The organism is Pseudarthrobacter sp. MM222 (assembly GCF_947090775.1).
In the GTDB taxonomy this organism is placed as follows: domain Bacteria; phylum Actinomycetota; class Actinomycetes; order Actinomycetales; family Micrococcaceae; genus Arthrobacter.
Genome location: NZ_OX352321.1, coordinates 1385135 through 1403962, shown reverse-complemented (window position 1 = coordinate 1403962; position 18828 = coordinate 1385135). Strand labels below are relative to the sequence as shown.

Here is an 18828-nt window from a genome sequence, read left to right as displayed (position 1 = left end):
ATAAAAAAGGTCCCGCGGCTGGTTTTCACCGGCCGCGGGACCTGTCCGCTCCTCCTGCTGGACTTGAACCAGCAACCCTTCGATTAACAGTCGAATGCTCTGCCAATTGAGCTAAGGAGGAATGAAGCAGGTATGACATTAGCAAAGGTTTTGCCGCTAAGGAAATCGGCGGTCTGCCCTGCCCGGAGGACACGGCATATACCCCCTGCGGGTATGAAAAAAAGTCCCCGTCCCGGAACCCGGGACGGGGACTGCGCGCTCCTCCTGCTGGACTTGAACCAGCAACCCTTCGATTAACAGTCGAATGCTCTGCCAATTGAGCTAAGGAGGAATGAAGCGGGTATAAGCCTAGCAAACACTCTGCCGGGAAGCGAAATTGGCCAGGGCGGGACACCAGGGCGGAACCATCAGGCGTCCGAACGCAGGGACCGGCGCTGCACCTCGAGTTGCATGAGCTCCCTGTTCAGCCGCTGGAACTCTTCGGGATCCGCCGAAGCGTCCAGCCGCTGCAGCTGGCCCATTTTGTCCGCCTTGACCCGGGTGATCTGGAGCTCGAACAGGCGCGCCAGGATGTCCTTGCAGTACCGCTGCACGCCCTCGGCCGTGCTGGCCGGGAGGGGCACCACAGCGAGCTCGGACACGAGCGGCCGCAGCGGCTCGGGAACCTCCTGCAGCAACTGCTCCACCCAGCGCACCGGGTCCCCCGTGAAGCCCAGACCGGTGGCGCGGATGGCCTGATGGACGGCCAGGTACGCCGGCGTGGAGAAGCGGGCCTCGGAGAACCGCTGCCACGTCTCGCCTTCCAGCATCCCCGGCTCCTGCAGGGCCACCTCGAGCGCCTGGCGCTCCATCGTGGCCACCGGGTCGCGCGGGTCCGGCCGGTTGAAGGACGGCAGGACGGCCGTCGGTGGCAACGGCGCGACACCCGGCGCGGCCCCGGCGCCGGGTCCTGCGGCATTACCTGCGCCCTGCCCGCGGCCCTGGGCCTGCGCCGCACCGAAGCCTCCCGTTGGACCTTGCGCCGCACGCTTGGCGGCCGCTCCGACAGCCCTGCTGACTTCCTCCACCGGCATGCCCAGCCAGCCGGCGAGTTCGCGGGCATAGGCGGGGCGGATACCGGCGTCGCGGATCTGGGCCACCACGGGCGCGGACTCGCGCAACGCGGCGATCCGGCCCTCCACGGTGTCCAGGTTGTGCCGTTTCAGCGCTGCACGGATGGCGAATTCAAAGAGCGGGCGCCGGGTGGCGATCAGGTCGCGGACGGCGGAGTCGCCCTTGGCCTGGCGCAGCTCGCAGGGGTCTGCCCCGCCGGGTTCCACAGCCACGTAGGTCTGGGCCACGAAGCGCTGGTCCTCTTCGAAGGCCCGCAGGGCCGCCTTTTGCCCGGCGGCGTCACCGTCGAAGGTGAAGATGACCTCCCCGCCGCTGCCGTCGTCGGACAGCAGCCGCCGTGCGATCTTGATGTGCTCGGTGCCGAACGCGGTACCGCAGGTTGCCACAGCCGTCGGGATTCCGGCGAGGTGGCAGGCCATCACGTCGGTGTAACCCTCCACCACGACCAGCTGGCGGTCCTTGGCGATGTTCCGTTTGGCGAGGTCGATCCCGTAGAGGACCTGCGACTTCTTGTAGAGCGCGGTCTCGGGGGTGTTCAGGTACTTGGGACCTTGGTCGTCCTCGTAGAGCTTGCGGGCCCCGAAGCCGATCGTCTCCCCGGCGATGTCCCGGATGGGCCAGATCAGCCGGCCGCGGAAGCGGTCGTAGATTCCCCGGCCGCCTTCCGAGAACATTCCAGTCAGTTTGAGCTCGGCATCGGTGTAACCGCGTCCGCGGAGGTGCTTGAGCAGCGAGTCCCAGCCCTGCGGGGCGTAGCCGACGCCGAACTGTTCGGCGGCGGCGCGGTCAAAGCCGCGGCCGTGCAGGAAGTTGCGGCCCTCGGTGGCGCCCGGGGTCAGCAGCTGGGCGCGGAAGAACTCGTCGGCGACCTTGTGGGCGTCCAGCAGCCGCTGCCGCCGGCCGACCTCTTCCCGGTTCGGGCCGGAGCCGCCGTCCTCGTAACGGAGCTCGAAGCCGATCCGGGCAGCCAGCTTTTCGACGGCCTCATGGAAGGACGTGTGGTCCAGTTTCTGCACGAAGGAGATGACGTCGCCGTCCTCGCCGCAGCCGAAGCAGTGGTACCTGCCGACTTGGGGACGGACCGTGAACGAGGGCGAACGCTCGTCGTGGAAGGGGCACAGCCCCTTGTAGGAGCCCAGGCCCGCGACCTTGAGGGTCACATAGCCGTCGACGACTTCCTTGATGTCGGTGCGCTGGCGTACCTCGTCGATATCTTCACGTTTGATCAGGCCGGCCACAGTGCCATCCTAGTGCCGGGTCCGACGCCGAAGGTCCGGTTATGGTGCCGGTCACCGTAGCCGGTCACCACAGGGACGGCAGGCTGCCTACGAGCCGCTCGTACATGGCCAGCGCCGAACCGTCGGTCAGCGAGGCGACCTGGTCGATCACGACGCGCAGCCGGGCGCCGTCGTTCCCGGCGTCGCGCCAGTCGGCCGCGAACATGGGCTCCAGATGGCGGTCGCCGGTGGCGCTCAGCGCCGTGACGAGGGCGTGCAGAACCTCGCGCTGCCGCTCATAGATCGGCTGCCGGTGTTCCGTGGTCATCACGAACGTCGTGGCGAGGCCCTTCATCACGGCGATTTCCAGCACCGTTTCTTCCGGAACGATCAGTTCGGCGTTGTACCGGGTCAGGTTCTCCGGCCCGTAGACGGCGCGGGTGGTCTCCAGTGCGCTCTGGCAGAAGCGGCCGATGAGCTGGCTGGTCATGTCTTTGAGGGCGGCCATCGACTTGCGGCTGCCGTCGGCCTCGCGCACCCAGACGTCCGTGGCCTCCAGGCGGGCCAAGGCGGCGTCGATCGCGGCGGGATCGTTGTGCGGGAGGTACCACTGCTTGGCGTAGCCGACCACCCTGGCGCGGTGGTCCGGGTTGTCCATCCACCGCAACTGGAAGTGGCCGGCGACGATCGCGTCCTCGACGTCGTGCACCGAGTACGAGATGTCGTCCGCGAGGTCCATGACCTGGGCTTCGAGGCAGGAGCGCCGGTCGGGAGCTTCCTCGCGGATCCAGTCGAAGATCGGCAGGTCGTCCTCGTAGGCGCCGAACTTGCTGGTCCGCTGGCCGTGGATGACGGGCGCGTTCTCCGCGGACCACGGGTATTTGGCGGCGGCGTCGAGGCTGGCCCGGGTGAGGTTCAGCCCGGCCGGGCGTCCGTCGGCGGCGAGCACCTTCGGTTCCAGCCGGGTCAGGAGCCGGAGGGTCTGGGCGTTGCCTTCGAAGCCGCCGATCGCGTGCGACACCTCGTTCAAGGCAGATTCGCCGTTGTGGCCGAAGGGCGGGTGGCCGAGGTCGTGGCTGAGGCAGGCGGTGTCCACGACGTCGGGATCGCAGCCGAGGGCGCGGCCGAGTTCGCGGCCGACCTGCGCCACTTCGAGGCTGTGCGTGAGGCGTGTGCGGACGAAGTCGTCGGTGTCCGGTGCCACGACCTGGGTCTTGGCCCCGAGCCGGCGCAGCGCCGAGGAGTGCAGGACCCGGGCGCGGTCGCGTTCGAAGTCGGAACGGTAGGTGCTCTTGGCCGGCTCCTCCACCCAGCGGGCCCAGTCGCGGCCGGTGTAGCCCTCCAGGACGGGGGCCGTGGTTCGCGTCTCAGCCACCGGACACGTCCAGTTCCGCGTGGCAGATCTCGCGCGACTGCTCGGCGTCCATGTTGCGGTCCAGCAGCCAGTCCTTGGGCAGGGCGGGCTTCTTGGGCGAGCCTGCGCGGCCGCGGGGGCCTTCGGCGTCAACGCCGGGGTACGGCGAATCAAGGTCCAGTTGGTCCAGCGTCCCGCGGAGCACCTCGAGGCTGGTCACCATCGCCAGCTTGGTCCGCAGTTCACTGCCGACCACATAGCCCTTGAAATACCAGGCCATGTGCTTGCGGATCTCGCGCAGCGCCTTGCCTTCGTCGTTGCCGAAGGTCTCGACCATGAGTTCGGCGTGGCGGTACACCCCTTCCGCCACCTGGCGCAGGTCCGGCTTGTGGCGTGCGTCGCTGCCCTCGAAGGCGGCCATGAGGTCGCCAAACAGCCAAGGCCTGCCCTGGCAGCCGCGGCCCACCACAACACCGTCGACGCCGGTCTCACGGACCATGCGGATGGCGTCCTCGGCGGACCAGATGTCGCCGTTGCCGAGCACCGGGATGTCCGGCAGCGCCTCGCGCAGCCGGGCGATCGCGGACCAGTCGGCCTGGCCGGAGTAAAACTGCGCAGCCGTGCGGCCGTGAAGCGCGACGGCGGCGACCCCGGAATCGCGGGCGATCCGGCCGGCGTCGAGGTAGGTGAGGTGGTCCTCGTCGATTCCTTTGCGCATCTTGATGGTCAGCGGAACGTTGCCCTTGGAGGCTTCCTTGACGGCGGTCCGGACGATGGAAGTGAACAGGTCGATCTTCCAGGGCAGGGCCGAACCGCCGCCGCGCCGGGTCACCTTGGGCACGGGGCAGCCGAAGTTAAGGTCGATATGGTCCGCCCGGTCCTCTTCGACGAGCATCCGTACGGCCTGGCCGACAGTTACCGGATCCACGCCGTAGAGCTGGACGGACCGGACTTTCTCGTCGTCGTCGTGCGAGATGATGCGCAGCGATTCGGGCGTGCGCTCCACGAGGGCGCGCGAGGTGACCATTTCCGCGACGTACAGGCCGCCGCCGTATTCACGGCACAGCCTGCGGAAGGCGGAGTTGGTGATTCCCGCCATCGGAGCCAGGATCACGGGAGTGTCAACCGTGATGGGGCCCAGCTTCAGGGGCGGGAGTTCCAGCTTGGGGGCGGGAGGCGTTGCTACAACAGTCACCAGAACATTGTCTCAAAGCCGGGCAAATCGGGCGGATCCCGGCCGGCTATGTGGACAAGCCGCCGTCAGCCCCGTGCCGCCGCCCGCCGCCCGCGGCGGGTTTCCGGGGGCGTTCCGGCGCCGTCGGAAGGGGCGCCTTCGGAAGGGACGCCGTCGGGAGTGACGCTGTCCGGAGCGCCCGCAGGGATGCGGGGCGCCGTCGTTCCGGCGACCGGCAGAGCGGGTCCCCGCACCCCTGTTGCCTTGACTACCAGTACAGCGATCAGCGTGGTGACCGGAATGGCGAGCACCAGTCCGACCGAACCGACCAGCGTGCGGATCACTTCCTCGGAGAGCTCGGCGCTCGTCAGGGCGTCGCCGAGTGGCCGCTCGTAAAGCATTACCAGGATCAGGACCGGCAGGGCCGCGCCGGCGTAGGCGAAAGCGATGGTGTAGACCGTTGAGGCGATGTGGTCCCGGCCGATCCGCATGGCCGAGGCGAACAGCTGGCGGGCGGATGTTTCCGGGGCGAGTTCCCACAGCTCCCACACGGCGGAGGACTGCGTGATGGTGACGTCGTTGAGGACACCTAGGCCGGAAATGATGAGTCCGCACAGGATGATGCCGGAGATCGAGATGTTGTCCGAAATGTTGGTGAGCGCGGCGGCATCATGGCTGCCGACGCCGGCGAGGTTGGCGGCGTCCGTGGCCCACGCCGCGAGCAGGGCGGTGATGCCGAGCCCGAACATGGTGCCGAGCAGCGCCGTCGAGGTCCGGGCGGAGAAGCCGTGGGCGAAGTAGAGCACCCCGATCATGATCACGGTGGATCCCACCATTGCGAGCAGGAGCGGCGGTTTTCCTTCCACCAGGCCGGGAAGCATGAAGGTCACCAGCACGGCGTAGGCACCGACCAGCCCGATCAGTGCCCGCAGCCCGCGCCAGCGTGCCACGGCAATCACGACGACGGCATACAGCACCGCCAGGAAGATGATCGGCAGGGTCCGGACGAAGTCGACGAAGACGTACGCCGGCGTGCCCGCGGCCTCGGACGCACCCTGGGCCTTGGAGAGATTCAGGTAGCGGATGTTGTCCCCCACCTTGACGCCATGGGATTTGGCGACGTCGGGGTTGATGACCACCTTGACCGGGTTGCCGCCTTTGTCCGGCTCGGTGAACGCGAAGGTGCACTGGGAGCCCTGTTGGGCGCCGTCGCCGGCGGCCGGGACCTGTCCCGAAGTATCGGCCTGCCCGCCGGGCTGGGCGCCGTCCATGCAGTTCCCGGTCACGACGCGCTGGATCTTGCCGGTGTCGAAGGTGACGCCGGGCGCGGCGGCATAGGGGCTGGCCAGCGTGATGCCCTCCTTGCTGCCGGAGGGCCAGAGCATGACCATCGCCGCAAGCGTCAGGAGGGTCAGCGGGATCAGGACGGCGGCCAGGATCCGGTTTGCCTTCTTCCGGGCGGCGAGCGCCTGGGGAGTCGGCGCCGTATGTTCGGTGGGAGCGTGGACATGTCCGGCGCCCATCAGCAGTTCAACCTCATGCCGAAAACATTACGGCCTCCACGGCTCCTGTCCTGCCCGATGACGCGGATGACGTCGATGCCGGGAACGCGGCGCGCCGTGGGATGACGACGGCGGCTAGCCGGGTGGGATGTTCTGGTTGACGTGGAAGAGGTTCTGCGGATCGTATTTCGTCTTGACCTCGGTCAGCCGGCGATAGTTCGGCCCGTAGTTCTCCGCGACCCTGGGCAGGTCGTCGCCGTCCATGAAGTTGATGTAGCCGCCGGGAGCCGAAAACGGGCTCAGGGCCGCCGCATAGTCCCGAACCCAGGTGACGTTCGCGTCGGTGTCGGCGGGATCGTCCCAGAAGGCGGCGATCACCGGGGCGAATTTCACGTTCCGGTTGGCGAACGCCGTGTCGGCCTGGCCCACCCGCTGAACTGCTCCGTCGATGGGATAGAGGTGAACGGCGGTCTGGACCGTGGGAATGGTCTTCCCGTACCGGAGGTGGGTCTCGATGGCACCGTCACTGAGTTCCGGCAGGAAATCGGCCTTCCAGTAGCTCCGGATACCCTTGGGTTGAAGGGCGTCGAAGGCCTGGTTCAGGGCCGGGTAGGGCATCGGTCCCATCATGGACCCGGCCACCGGTGCGATGTCGAGGAAGGGCTGCCACCGCGCCGGCCCCTCGGCTTGTTCGCCGGTCCACATGCCCACTACGATGCACACGGGTTTGCCATGCCACTCCTCCGGCAGGAACGGCACGGGCGGCCCCAGGGCAAAGGCCAGGAATGCCCCCAGCTCTTCTGGCGCTGATGCCAAATGGTCGCGGTAGAACCTCGACACCGTCTCGGCATGCTCCAGTGGGTAGATGATGACGCCGACATACACCATGTCAACCGGGTGCAGCCGGAACTCCAGGGACGTAACGACGCCGAAGTTTCCGCCGCCGCCGCGCAGCGCCCAGAAGAGGTCATCATTCTCGCGCTCGCTTGCGGTGAGGAACCCGCCGTCCGCGGTGACGACGTCGGCCGATATCAGGTTGTCGCAGCTCAGCCCATACTGGCGGCTCAAATAGCCGATCCCGCCGCCAAGGGTCAGCCCCGAAACGCCGGTGGTGCCGACGATGCCGCCGGTGGTCGCCAGCCCGAACGCGTGGGTGGCGTGGTTGAAGTCCGCCCAGGTCGCCCCGGCCTCGGAGCGCGCGGTCCTGGCAGCCGGATCAACCCGGACTCCTGAGGTTTTGACGAAGTCGATGACCAGGGCGCCATCGGCGGTGCCAAAACCGGGGGCGCTGTGCCCCCCGCCGCGGACGGCCAGATCAAGGGAGTTGTCCCGGGCGAAATTGACGCAGGCGATTACGTCCGCCACCTGGGAAACCCGGACGACGGCGGCCGGCCTCTTGTCGATCATGCCGTTGTGCACCGCCCGTGCGGCGTCGTAATCCGGGTCGTCCGGCGTGATGATCTGGCCGCGGACCTGCCCGCGCAGGCTGTCGACGTTTATTCCGTTCATTTTTTGTACCGTCTCATTTTCTGTAGCGGAATGGTGGTTCTGAGACCTGCCCCGGACGGCAATCCGCACCCCCAGCCGGCACGGTGTCCGGAGGTTTACCTGCACAGGCCTACTCCTCGGGCATTGCCCGGTCAAGGGTCCAAATGACGTGGACGGGGCCAGGGCGCCAATCCCCCGGAGTTTCGGCTCCGAATGTCCTGTGGGAATGATCCGAGGGAGCCACCGGGCGGGAACGCCGTCGGGCAACCTATCGTTGGTAAGTGACGGATGATGTGGAGGACACCGGCGTGGCAATTCGCAAGATAGACGACCGCGAAGTCAGGGAAGCAGGTTCCGGAGCTGCGGCGAAGGCCGTGCTGAGCGTTGCCGCAGCCCGCGGGAAAACCCGGGGCGTCGCCCTGGTCCTGCACGGGGGCCGGGCCAACAGTTACGAATCCGTCCGCGGCGGGCATCTCAGCCCGGCCCGGATGGTGCCGTTCGCCCAGACCCTCCGGGCCAGGGGCGGGCCGCATGGCCTGTCCGTGTGGACGCTCCGGAACCGGTACCGCGGTTGGAACGGGGCGGACATGTCCCCCGTTCAGGACGCCCGCTGGGCCCTGTCCCACATCCGCCGGGACCATCCGGACCTGCCCGTCTACCTGCTGGGCCACTCGATGGGCGGCCTGACTGCGCTCTGCGTTGCCGATGACCCGCAGGTGCAGGCCGTGGTGGCCCTCGCGCCCTGGCTGAACCGCGACACCCCGGTGCAGCGCGTCGCCGGGCGCCGGGTGCTGATCGTCCACGGCACCGAGGACCGCTGGACCAGTCCCGCTAACTCGTTGGCCTACGCCCGCCGCGCGGAGGGCGTCGCGGAGTCGGTGGACTATGTGTCCCTCAAGGGCGCCGGGCACTTCATGGTCCGCCGGCTGGGCCTCTGGAACTCCCTGGCTACCGGCTACATCCTGGACGCGTTCGCTGGCGACAGCGGCGCCGCGCCGCGCAGCACGGAGGCCTTTCGCAGCCTCCTGCCGGCCGCCGGGGCCAGCCTCCCGGTGGTCCTGTGATGCCGGTGGTCCTGTGATGCCGGCCTTCCCGCTCGACGCTTTCCTGTCCAGCCTTCCCTGGGCAGCCGCCGGGCTCGCGGTGCTGCTGGCTGCAACGTTCGCCGTCGCCGTCCGGCAGAACCGCCACTCCGTGATCGACACTGTCTGGGGTCTCGGCTTCGTCGTCGTCGCTGCGATCTCGTGGCTCCTGTCCGCCGGACACGGCGACGACGGCCGCCGCCTGCTGCTGCTGGTTCTGGTCGCCGTCTGGGGCGTCCGGCTTGCCGTCCATATCGGTCTCCGTTCCCGCGGCGGGCATGAAGACCCCCGCTACGTGGACATGCTCTCCTCGGCCCCCGGTTCCCGGAACGTCTATGCCCTGCGGCGGGTCTACCTCCCCCAGGGCGTGGTGCTCTTCTTCGTCTCGCTCACCGTCCAGGTGGGCATGTTCAGCACCGGGCGCCTGGGCTGGCTGGCGCTGCCGGGCGTTTTGCTCTGGATCCTGGGGTTTGTCTTTGAGACGGTGGGCGACCGGCAGCTGGCGCAGTTCAAGGCCGACCCGGCCAGGCGCGGCACGGTGCTCAACACCGGGCTCTGGCGCTACACCCGCCACCCCAACTACTTCGGTGACGCGGCCGTGTGGGCCGGCCTCTTCCTGGTCGCCGCAGACTCCTGGCCCGGCGTGCTGACGGTCCTCTCCCCCGCCCTGATGATCTGGACCCTCGCCGGCAAGACCGGCAAGCCGTTGACCGAAAAGGCGATGTCCGGCCGGCCCGGCTACCGGGAGTACATCGAGTCCACGTCGGGGTTCCTTCCGCTGCCGCCGCGCCGGCCACGTGCGGGCGGGCGCTGATGGCCTGGCGCCCCCGGCCCAGCGACCGTTTCTACCGCGCCATTGTCCGGACCGGGCTGGCGCTGCGCCGGCTCTTCCGGATCCGCGTGATCGTCACGGGACAGGAGCACCTGCCGGCGTCCGCGCCGCAGGAGGCAACATCCGGCGGCCGCCCCCGGCCAGTCCTCCCGGGCCGGGGCGCCGTCGTCGCCATCACCCACTTCGGCTACCTCGACTTCGCCTTCGCCGAGCTGCTGCTGTGGGGGCACAATAAGGCCCAGCTGCGGTTCCTGATCACGCAGGGCGCGGCTGATCACTGGTTCGCGGGCCCGGCCGTCAGCGCCGCCGGGCACGTCGTCGTCGGGTACGAAACGGGCGCCCATGCCTACGATGCCGCCGTGCGGAAACTCCGCGACGGCGAGTACGTCGCCATCCTCCCCGAGGCAGGCGTCAGCCGCAGCTTCCGGGTCCGCGAATGCAAGACCGGCGCCGTGCGGATGGCGGCCGAGGCCGGCGTGCCGATCATCCCCGTCTCCATCTGGGGAGCCCACCGGCTGATGACCCGCCGCCTGTTGACCCGCCATAGCTGGTTCTCCCCGCTCCGGGCCTGGCGCGCCCCGGTCCGCGTCCACGTCGCCGAGCCGATGCGGGTCGGGCCGGAGGAGGACCCGGTGGCTGCCACCGCGAGGCTGCGGCAGGTTCTGCAGGCCGGGATCGACGCCGGGATCGCGGACTTCCCGCTGGACCCGCGCCCCGGCGCCTGGTGGATGCCGGCGGATCGGGGCGGCGGCGCCCCCAGCGAGGAAGAGCGGCAGCGGCTGGACGAGGCCGAAGGCCCGCGGCGCGCAGGCGGCCGGCGCCGATAAGCCCGCTTGCCACCGGTGACGGACTAAACTCCATCGGGTAGAAAAATCGCACTCAATGGAGAGGTACTCCTCTGTGGCAAACACAGTCCTGACGAATAGCGGAACCGAAGAACGCGGTCTCGCCCGAATCGCCCAACGGATGGCGGCCTGGACCGAGAAGTGGTTCCCGGATGCCTACATCTTCGCCCTCGCCGGCGTCGTCATCATCGCCGTTGCCGCCCTGGCCATCGGCGCCACGCCGCAGTCGGTCGCCGACTCCTTCGGCAACGGCTTCTGGGATCTCACGGCCTTCACGCTGCAGATGGCCATGGTGGTCCTGACCGGTTACGTCGTGGCGACGTCCCCGCCCGTGGCCAAGCTCATCAACCGGCTGGCCCTCGTCCCGGCCACGGCCCGCACCGCCGTCAGCTTCGTGGCGCTGATGTCGATGTCGGTGTCCTTCCTCAACTGGGGCCTCAGCCTCATCTTCGGTGGCCTGCTGGCCCGTGCCATTGCCCGCCGCAAGGACCTCAGGGTGGACTACCGCGCGCTCGGGGCGGCCGCGTTCATGGGCCTCGGCGCCGTCTGGGCGCTCGGGCTCTCCTCCTCCGCGGCGCAGCTGCAGGCCACCGCGGCGTCGCTGCCGCCGGCCCTGCTGAAGATCACCGGCATCCTGGACTTCGGCACCACGATCTTCACCTGGCAGTCGCTGCTTACCCTGGTCATCCTGATGGCCCTCACCACCGTGATCGCGCACTTCTCCGCGCCCCAGGGCGGCGCGATCCGCACCGCCGAGGATCTCGGCGTCGACCTCGACGACGAACCCAGCGAACCGGCACCGCGCTCCCGGCCGGGTGAGTGGCTCGAATACAGCATGATCCTGCCGATCCTGGCCGGACTCCTGACGCTCGGCTGGCTCGTCTCGCAGTTCCTGACGAAGCCGTTCCTGACCGTGGTCAGCAGCCTCAACGGCTACCTGTTGGTCTTCCTGATCCTGGGGTTGGTGCTGCACGGGACACCGCGGAACTTCCTGCAGGCCGTCACCAAGGCAGTCCCGGCGACCGCCGGGATCCTGGTCCAGTTCCCGTTGTACGCCGCGATGGCCGCGATCCTGACCAAGGCCACCGGCCACGGCGGAATGACCATCTCCGCGCACCTGGCCGAGTTCTTCTCGGACATCGGCGGAAACGGCGCGTTCGCCGTCGTGATTGCCCTGTACACCGCCCTGCTGGGCCTGCTGGTCCCTTCCGGCGGCGGCAAGTGGCTTGTGGAGGCACCCTACGTGATGCAATCCGCGACCGATGTGCAGATGAACCTGGGCTGGACCGTGCAGATCTACAACATCGCCGAGGCCCTGCCGAACCTGGTCAACCCGTTCTTCATGCTGCCGCTGCTCGCGGTGCTGCGGCTGCGGGCCCGCGACCTCGTCGGCTTCACCTTCCTGCAGTTCCTATTCCACCTGCCGGTGGTACTGCTGCTGGTCTGGCTGCTGGGAATGACGTTCGACTTCGTCCCGCCGGTAATACCCAAGTAACTGCGCTTAACCCAACTGACTCGCATTGGTGGCCGCAATAACGCTTTATAACAGCCCACAACTGCGAGTCAGTTGGGTTAACGCTTAGGCCGGGTCGGAGACGATCAGCGTGTCGGCACCATGGACCCGGGCCTTGCCGCTGTGCAGCAGCGGCTCGACCACGCCGAGCAGCGCCGTCATGGAATCGTCCAGTTCCAGCAGCACGGGATGCTGGAACGCAATCAGTGCCAGCAGGTCCCGCACCGCGGCCCGGGCCTCCTCCAGCGAGAGCTGCGGCTCGTGGCCCAGGAAGACGTCGGTCGGCTGTCCGGTCGAAGCCTGCGCCGCGTCCTGCCCCGCGGCGGCGGCCAGCTCGGCGTAGCTGATCGCAAACGCCTCAATCCGGCCCTTCTTGCTGGCCGGCACTCCGTCGCCGAACGCGCTGGACATCGGAGCCCGGAGCACGATCGCGCCATGGGCCCCGCTGAGTTCATCCAGGAACAACCGCTGGACGGTGGCGATGCTCAGGTCCCCGGGGCTGTCCCAGGCGTGGGCGACCGTGTAGTACCGGCCCACGACGTCACTGAGCTCCACCGACCCGGTCGCGAGGTCCTCGACCTGCTCGGCGGCCGCGGCCTCGGACCCGTCGCCGAAGACGGGCAGCTTCAGGGCTCCCGGCTCCACCACGATGAGGCGGGAGCGCTGGATCGGGGCCAAGCCGGCCGCCGCGGCGAAGGCAGCGCCGGGCGTGCCCGGCTCCACCTTGCACCGTAGCCGGGTAACGCCCGACGGCGACTGCTCGGCTTCGTGCCGGAGCATGGTCAGCAGGGTCGAGCCGATGCCCGCACGGCGGTGCTGCCGGTCGACTTCGATGTAGGCCCACAGCCGTTCCGGGTGCAGCGAGGCCTCGTGGACGACGCCGGCGGCGACCGGAATGGCCACGCCGTCCACGACGTCCTCGGCCACGATGCAGCGGCGCCACGGCGAGTTGCCCGAGGGCGCCAGGGTGCCGCGGAACTGTCCGGCCTGGACGGTTTCGGGGTCGCCCCAGATTTCCAGCAGGGCAAGGTCATCGCCCTCGCGCCACTCGCGGTATTCGACGGCCATGGTCAGGCGCCGATCAACCGGGCGGCGAGGTAGCCTTCCACCTTGTCCAGGGAGACGCGCTCCTGGCTCATGGTGTCGCGTTCGCGGATGGTCACGGCCTGGTCGTCGAGCGTTTCGAAGTCCACCGTGATGCAGAACGGGGTGCCGATCTCGTCCTGGCGGCGGTAGCGGCGGCCGATGGCGCCGGCGTCGTCGAACTCGATGTTCCAGTTCTTGCGCAGCTGGGCGGCGAGGTCCTTGGCCTTCGGCGAAAGGTCCTCGTTGCGGCTCAGCGGCAGCACGGCTGCCTTGACCGGCGCCAGGCGCGGATCGAGCTTGAGCACGGTGCGGATGTCCACGCCGCCCTTGGCGTTGGGTGCCTCATCCTCGGTGTAGGCGTCGATCATGAAGGCCATGAAGGACCGTGTCAGGCCGGCGGCGGGTTCGATCACGTACGGCGTGTAGCGCTCGTTGGTGGCCTGGTTGAAGTAGCTGAGGTCGGTTCCGGAGGCCTTGGCGTGCGTGGAGAGGTCGAAGTCGGTGCGGTTGGCGATGCCTTCGAGCTCGCCCCACTCCGAGCCCTGGAAGCCGAAGCGGTATTCGATGTCGGTGGTGCCCTTGGAGTAGTGGCTGAGCTTGTCCAGCGGGTGTTCGAAGAACCGCAGGTTCTCGTCGCGGATGCCCAGGCCGGTGTACCAGGACATGCGCTCCTTCATCCAGTACTCGTGCCACTGCTCATCCGTGCCGGGCTCGACGAAGAACTCCATTTCCATCTGCTCGAACTCGCGGGTGCGGAAGATGAAGTTGCCCGGGGTGATCTCGTTGCGGAAGGACTTGCCGATCTGGCCGATGCCGAACGGCGGCTTCTTGCGGGAAGTGGTCAGCACGTTGCTGAAGTTGACGAAGATGCCCTGGGCGGTTTCCGGGCGCAGGTAGTGCAGGCCCTCGTCGCTGGCAACGGGTCCGAGGTAGGTCTTGAGCAGGCCGGAGAATTCCTGCGGCTCGGTCCATTCGCCGCGGGTGCCGCAGTTGGCGCAGGCGATGTCCTTGAGGCCGTTCTCGGCGGGGCGGCCCTTCTTCTCCTCGAATTCCTCCAGGAGGTGGTCCGCGCGGTAGCGCTTGTGGCAGGAGAGGCACTCGACCAGCGGGTCGGAGAAGACCTCGACGTGGCCGGAGGCTTCCCAGACCTGGCGGGGCAGGATGACGGAGGAGTCCAGTCCTACGACGTCTTCGCGGCCGCGGACCACCGACTGCCACCACTGGCGCTTGATGTTTTCCTTGAGCTCGGCGCCCAGGGGTCCGTAGTCCCAGGCAGAACGTGAGCCACCATAGATTTCACCGGCCTGGAATACGAAACCCCTGCGCTTGGCGAGGGAAATGATCTGGTCGAGGACGGATTTTGCTGCCATGGGAACTCCACTTTCTACAGGGCCGCTGGGTGCGGTCCGCGGTCTCAGCCCCGGAACCCCGGCTGGTTGCCGGACGGGGCACTAAAACGCAAAACAGTGCGCCAACGAAAAAGCACAGGTGTTTGCGTGCAGGAAGCTGCGCCTACCAGCCTACCGGGCCGCCGGGGTCAACGCTTCAGGGCCCCCTTTGGCCAGGGCAGGGTGGCCAGGATGATGGCGGCGAGGGTCAACATGGTTCCCAGCACCGTTGGCAGCGCCACCACGGTGCCGGGCGCGGGAAAGGCCAGGTCCAGCCCGAGCGAGCCGAGCAGCTGGCCGGAAATCATGCCGAGTCCGGTCACCAGCACGCCCAGGCTGCGCACCAGCAGGGCGCCCACGCCGATGAAGACGCAACCCATCGGCCCGCCGAGGTAATACCACCACTGCCCCGGCAGCGGATTGCCGGCGCCGGCCACCGCGAGCTTGACCAGCCAGGCAAGCCACAGCAGGGTCGTGCCGGAGACAAAGTTCACCAGGGTGGCGGTGATCGGGGTGCCGTAGTGGACCGTCGCCGTGCCGTTCATGGCCTGCTGGAAGCTCATCAGGAAGCCGGCGAGCACGGGCAGCAGCACGGGGGCGAGCAGCTGCAGGAGCTCCGGACCCGTTCCGCCGAGCCGCGGGGATACGGCCCAGGCGACGGCGGCGACGGTCAGGATGCTGCCCAGTACCCGGATGCCGGTGATCGGTTTCTTACCGGCCGGGCCGATCCCCATCCGGTCGACCAGCAGCCCGCTCAGCGTCTGGCCGGTCACGGCCGCCACGGTAAACAGGGCGACACCGAGCAGGCCGACGGTGAAGGACTGCGTGAACACGAAGAACGCTCCGATGCAGCCGGCGAGGACGTAGTACGGCGGGAACTCCCGGTTCCGGACGGCCGGCAGGATCCGCGCCAGGCCGGCCCGGCCTTTCGGCAGCAGCAGCGAGACCGCGGTGATCAGCAGCAGCCCCGTGGTGAAACTGACCACGGCCGCGGCGATGCCGTCCGCGAGCGCCACGCCCAGCGCGCCGTTGATCCTGCCCTGGACGGGGATGAGGAGGCCGGCCGCGACGGCCAGCGGCAGGCCGGCGACGAGGGGCAGTCGGGGGGCGTGGGTCATTGGTGTTCCCTTACGTCGGGCATCATTGCTTGTATGAGCAACCCGGAAATTGAAGAAATCCCCATCCGCGACGACATGATCCGGCTGGGTCAGCTGCTGAAGCTGGCAAACCTGGTCGAGGACGGCGTGGAGGCGGCGGAGCTGATCAAAGGCGGGCTCGTCAAGGTCAACGGTGAGATCGATGACCGCCGCGGCCGTCAACTCCACCACGGTGACACGGTGACCGTGAATCGCCGTACCGTCCGGATCAGCACCCCCGCGGGCGCCTAGGGTCCCGGCGCCTGGTGGCCGGGCCCCTGGCGCCCTACTTGTTCAGCACCTCGTGGGTGAGGAACTCGGAGACATGGCCAACTTCCTGCTGGTTGATGCCATGCCACATTCCGGTGTAGAGCACCTTGGTCAGCTTGACGTGCTTCCGCACCCAGCCCATGGTGAAGTCGATCTTGTCCGGCGTGATCACCGGATCCTGCTGGTCGCGGCCCCAGAACATCGGCACGGTCCCGTCGAGTTCGGCGTCCCGGAAGCTCGGGTCCGAATTGGCGTCGACGGCAAATCCGGACAGCCCGACGACGGCGGCGAAGTCCGCGGGACGCTGCCGCAGCAGCGTGGTCGCCATGGCCATGCCCATCGAGAAGCCCAGCAGCGTCACCGAGGGGTGGTTGGCCTTGACGGAGTCGATCCAGTCCAGCGCATACCCGGAAGCGGTTTTGACGGCGTCGAGCGAATATTCGATGGAGGCCGTCAGCGGGAACCAGGTGAAGCCGGGGCCGGAGACGAGGGGGGCGCGCACGGAGGCCACCGCGAAGTCCCGGGGAAGCATGTCCGCCAGGCTGAGCAGGTCCTGTTCGTTGGCCCCGTAGCCGTGCAGCAGGACGAGCAGCGGCTTGCCGGCGCGCTCCTCCTCGGGCTGGGACCACAGGACAACGGGCGCGGGAAAGGCAGCGGCTTGAGTCATGGGTCCATTCTTGCAGTTCGTTCCTCCCTTTACCTGCCAGTAACAAGCAACGGTGGCGTAGCTTTGCGGGAAGAGTGCAGGATATGAAGGTGAGCGAATCCGAGGGCATGGACAATCCATCAGATGACACGGTCAGCCACCCGTGGAGCCGGTACGTGGCCATGGGTGACTCCTTTACCGAGGGCATCGGCGATCCCGAACCGGAGAGCCCGGGCGGACACCGGGGCTGGGCGGACCGCGTGGCTGAGGAACTGAGCCGCGGCCACGAAGGCTTTGCCTACGCCAACCTGGCCGTCCGTGGCCGGCTCCTGCAGCAGATCGTCGACCAGCAGCTGGCCCACTGCCTGTCCCTCCGGCCGGACCTCGTCACCCTGTCCGCCGGCGGGAACGACCTGATCCGGCCCGGCGGCGATCCGGACGCGCTGGCGGAGAAGCTGGACTCGGTAGTGCAGATCCTGAGCCTGGCCGGCGCCACGGTGGTCCTCTTCAACGGCCCGGACACGGGCTCTTCCGTGCTGGGGCGGATCCGCAGCAAGGTGGCCATCTACAACGAGAACCTCCGCACCGTCGCCGCACGGCACGACGCCGTGATCGCGGACATGTGGTCCCTGCGGCAGCTGAACGATTCCCGGATGTGGGATCCGGACCGGCTGCATTTCTCGCCGCTGGGACACCACACGATCGCGGCCATGGTGCTCGATTCGCTGAATGTCCAGCACACCCTGGAGCCGCTGTCCCCCAAGCCGCTTCCGCCCCGCAGCTGGCGCGAAGCCCGCAGCGGGGACCTGGTCTGGGCCCGTGAACACTTTGTGCCGTGGGTGGTCCGGCGCCTGCGGCACCGGTCATCCGGCGACGGCATCACCGCCAAGCGCCCCCTGCCGGGCCCGGTCTTCGGTCCCGGGGTGCCGCTGGGCTCGGGCGAAGGCCCGCCCGGCGCCCAGGAACCGGTGCGGTCCTGACCGCCTGAGGCTGCGGCTGGCAACGATGGACGCCGACGACGTCGTGCGGCTGCGGCTCCGCGGGCAGCAGCTGCGCGAGCCGTTCGCCGCGACGGCGGAGGAAGCGCTGCAGAACCTGCTCGCGGTGCAGGCCCAGGAGTTCGCGTACGCGCGCTGGACGCTGGCACAGCGCACCGCTGGCGGCTCCGCCGCCGGGGTCGAAGAGGCGGTGTCCGAGGGCACCATCCTGCGCACCCACATCCTGCGGCCCACCTGGCACTTCGTGCACCGGCACGATCTGCGCTGGCTCCTGGCCCTCTCTGGCCCCCGCGTGCATCAGGCCAACGCCGCGACGTACCGCCGGACCGGAGTCGACGCCGCCAACGCGGCCAGGAGCAGCGACGTCCTGGCCGGCGCAGTGGCGGGCGGCGCGCACAAAACGCGGGAGCAGCTCGCGGCTGCACTCCGCAGGGCCGGTTTCGGCGCTGAAGGCCTGGAACTCGCCTACCGGATCATGTTTGCCGAGGCCAGCGGCGTCCTGGTCAGCGGTTCCCCCGTGCGCAGCGCCGGCGGCGCGCTGAAGCAAACATATGCGCTCTTTGACGAACGGGTCCCCGCCGCACCGGCCGGCCTGATGGAGCGGCCGCGGGCGCTCGCGGAGCTGGCCCGCCGTTACTTCACCAGCCGCGGCCCGGCGACCGAGAAGGACTGCGCCGACTGGTCCCGACTGACACTGTCGGACGTTCGGACCGGGCTGCAGCTCGCCCGGGAGATGGCGCCCGAAGCACTCGCAACGGCAATGATCGACGGCGTCGCCTGCTGCTTCAGCGGCCGTGCGGACGCCGGGGGCGTGAACCGGCCGGGTCGCCTTGACCTGATCCAGTGTTACGACGAATACGTGATGGGATATTCGAAGACGCGGCACTTCCTCGGCGGCCCGGTACCGTTGGTGCCAGTTGCCGGCGGGCCCCTGCATCTGGTCCTGCGGAACGGCCGGCTCGCCGGGGTGTGGCGGCACAACATCGTCCGGGGACGGTGCGAACTCGACGTCCGGCTGGACTCCAACCACCATCCCGGTGACGAGCACGAGCTCAGCCGGCTGGTCGCGGCCTACGGCGGCTTCCTGGGGATACCGGCTGTCCGGCTGTAACGCCCTGCGCGGAACGCGGGTGGTCCGGGACCGGTCCGGGCTTAAGCTGGGAGGACACCTTCTGAAAGGCGCC

The 18828-nt window shown here is 68.5% G+C and carries 16 protein-coding genes and 2 tRNA genes; 7 read left to right on the top strand and 11 right to left on the bottom strand.

The features are described 5' to 3' along the window. Window positions 1–48: 48 nt before the first annotated feature. The 7 genes from OM977_RS06315 to OM977_RS06285 all read right to left on the bottom strand — a co-directional run bounded on the left by OM977_RS06315 (window position 49) and on the right by OM977_RS06285 (window position 7869). Window positions 49–121, bottom strand: a tRNA-Asn gene (locus OM977_RS06315). Between the two features lie 137 nt (window positions 122–258). Next, window positions 259–331 (bottom strand) — tRNA-Asn (locus tag OM977_RS06310). Between the two features lie 76 nt (window positions 332–407). After that, window positions 408–2351: a DNA primase gene (gene dnaG / locus OM977_RS06305; RefSeq protein ID WP_264356654.1), complete on the bottom strand. Its 1944-nt coding sequence runs from the start codon at window positions 2349–2351 to the stop codon at window positions 408–410. Between the two features lie 64 nt (window positions 2352–2415). Then, complete coding sequence (locus OM977_RS06300) at window positions 2416–3705, bottom strand: deoxyguanosinetriphosphate triphosphohydrolase (protein ID WP_264356653.1); 1290 nt, start codon at window positions 3703–3705, stop codon at window positions 2416–2418. Beyond that, entirely contained in the window at window positions 3698–4879 is a 1182-nt protein-coding gene (gene dusB / locus OM977_RS06295; protein WP_264356652.1) for a tRNA dihydrouridine synthase DusB, read from the bottom strand. The genes OM977_RS06300 and dusB overlap by 8 nt, the downstream gene beginning before the upstream one ends. Before the next feature lie 65 nt (window positions 4880–4944). Further along, window positions 4945–6381 (bottom strand): YibE/F family protein, encoded by a 1437-nt coding sequence (locus OM977_RS06290; protein ID WP_264356651.1) that lies wholly within the window; start codon window positions 6379–6381, stop codon window positions 4945–4947. A gap of 114 nt (window positions 6382–6495) precedes the next feature. Beyond that, complete coding sequence (locus OM977_RS06285) at window positions 6496–7869, bottom strand: FAD-binding oxidoreductase (RefSeq protein WP_264356650.1); 1374 nt, start codon at window positions 7867–7869, stop codon at window positions 6496–6498. A gap of 260 nt (window positions 7870–8129) precedes the next feature. Between OM977_RS06285 and OM977_RS06280 the strand changes: the two genes are divergently transcribed. The 4 genes from OM977_RS06280 to OM977_RS06265 all read left to right on the top strand — a co-directional run bounded on the left by OM977_RS06280 (window position 8130) and on the right by OM977_RS06265 (window position 12102). Further along, complete coding sequence (locus tag OM977_RS06280; RefSeq protein WP_333474009.1) at window positions 8130–8912, top strand: alpha/beta hydrolase; 783 nt, start codon at window positions 8130–8132, stop codon at window positions 8910–8912. Between the two features lie 16 nt (window positions 8913–8928). Then, window positions 8929–9744 (top strand): DUF1295 domain-containing protein, encoded by an 816-nt coding sequence (locus OM977_RS06275; protein ID WP_264356649.1) that lies wholly within the window; start codon window positions 8929–8931, stop codon window positions 9742–9744. Next, window positions 9744–10589, top strand: coding sequence for a lysophospholipid acyltransferase family protein (locus tag OM977_RS06270; RefSeq protein WP_264356648.1), 846 nt, complete (start codon window positions 9744–9746; stop codon window positions 10587–10589). Before OM977_RS06275 ends, OM977_RS06270 begins: the two co-directional genes overlap by 1 nt. A gap of 73 nt (window positions 10590–10662) precedes the next feature. Further along, window positions 10663–12102 (top strand): short-chain fatty acid transporter, encoded by a 1440-nt coding sequence (locus tag OM977_RS06265; RefSeq protein WP_264356647.1) that lies wholly within the window; start codon window positions 10663–10665, stop codon window positions 12100–12102. 84 nt (window positions 12103–12186) lie between these two features. Here the strand turns inward: OM977_RS06265 and OM977_RS06260 are convergent, their stop codons facing one another. The 3 genes from OM977_RS06260 to OM977_RS06250 form a co-directional block, all read right to left on the bottom strand. Further along, on the bottom strand, window positions 12187–13188 hold the full coding sequence (locus OM977_RS06260) for a GNAT family N-acetyltransferase (RefSeq protein WP_264356646.1): 1002 nt from the start codon (window positions 13186–13188) through the stop codon (window positions 12187–12189). Window positions 13189–13190: 2 nt separating this feature from the next. Continuing rightward, window positions 13191–14576, bottom strand: coding sequence for a glycine--tRNA ligase (locus tag OM977_RS06255; protein WP_264356645.1), 1386 nt, complete (start codon window positions 14574–14576; stop codon window positions 13191–13193). A gap of 167 nt (window positions 14577–14743) precedes the next feature. Then, a complete protein-coding gene (locus OM977_RS06250; RefSeq protein WP_264356644.1) occupies window positions 14744–15712 on the bottom strand; it encodes a DMT family transporter in 969 nt (322 codons plus the stop codon). 33 nt (window positions 15713–15745) lie between these two features. Here OM977_RS06250 and OM977_RS06245 point away from each other — a divergent pair, with 33 nt between their 5' ends. After that, window positions 15746–15982, top strand: a complete 237-nt coding sequence (locus tag OM977_RS06245) for an RNA-binding S4 domain-containing protein (RefSeq protein ID WP_264356643.1) — start codon at window positions 15746–15748, stop codon at window positions 15980–15982. A 34-nt stretch (window positions 15983–16016) separates the two neighbouring features. Here the strand turns inward: OM977_RS06245 and OM977_RS06240 are convergent, their stop codons facing one another. Next, window positions 16017–16667, bottom strand: coding sequence for an alpha/beta hydrolase (locus tag OM977_RS06240; RefSeq protein ID WP_264356642.1), 651 nt, complete (start codon window positions 16665–16667; stop codon window positions 16017–16019). An 83-nt stretch (window positions 16668–16750) separates the two neighbouring features. On the opposite strand from OM977_RS06240, the gene OM977_RS06235 reads away from it, so the two are divergent. Together OM977_RS06235 and OM977_RS06230 are read left to right on the top strand one after the other, a co-directional pair. After that, the gene (locus OM977_RS06235) at window positions 16751–17626 is read left to right on the top strand and encodes an SGNH/GDSL hydrolase family protein (protein WP_264356641.1); all 876 of its coding nucleotides are present in this window, start codon (window positions 16751–16753) and stop codon (window positions 17624–17626) included. Between the two features lie 25 nt (window positions 17627–17651). Further along, on the top strand, window positions 17652–18755 hold the full coding sequence (locus OM977_RS06230; RefSeq protein ID WP_264356640.1) for a winged helix DNA-binding domain-containing protein: 1104 nt from the start codon (window positions 17652–17654) through the stop codon (window positions 18753–18755). The last annotated feature ends 73 nt before the right edge of the window (window positions 18756–18828 follow it).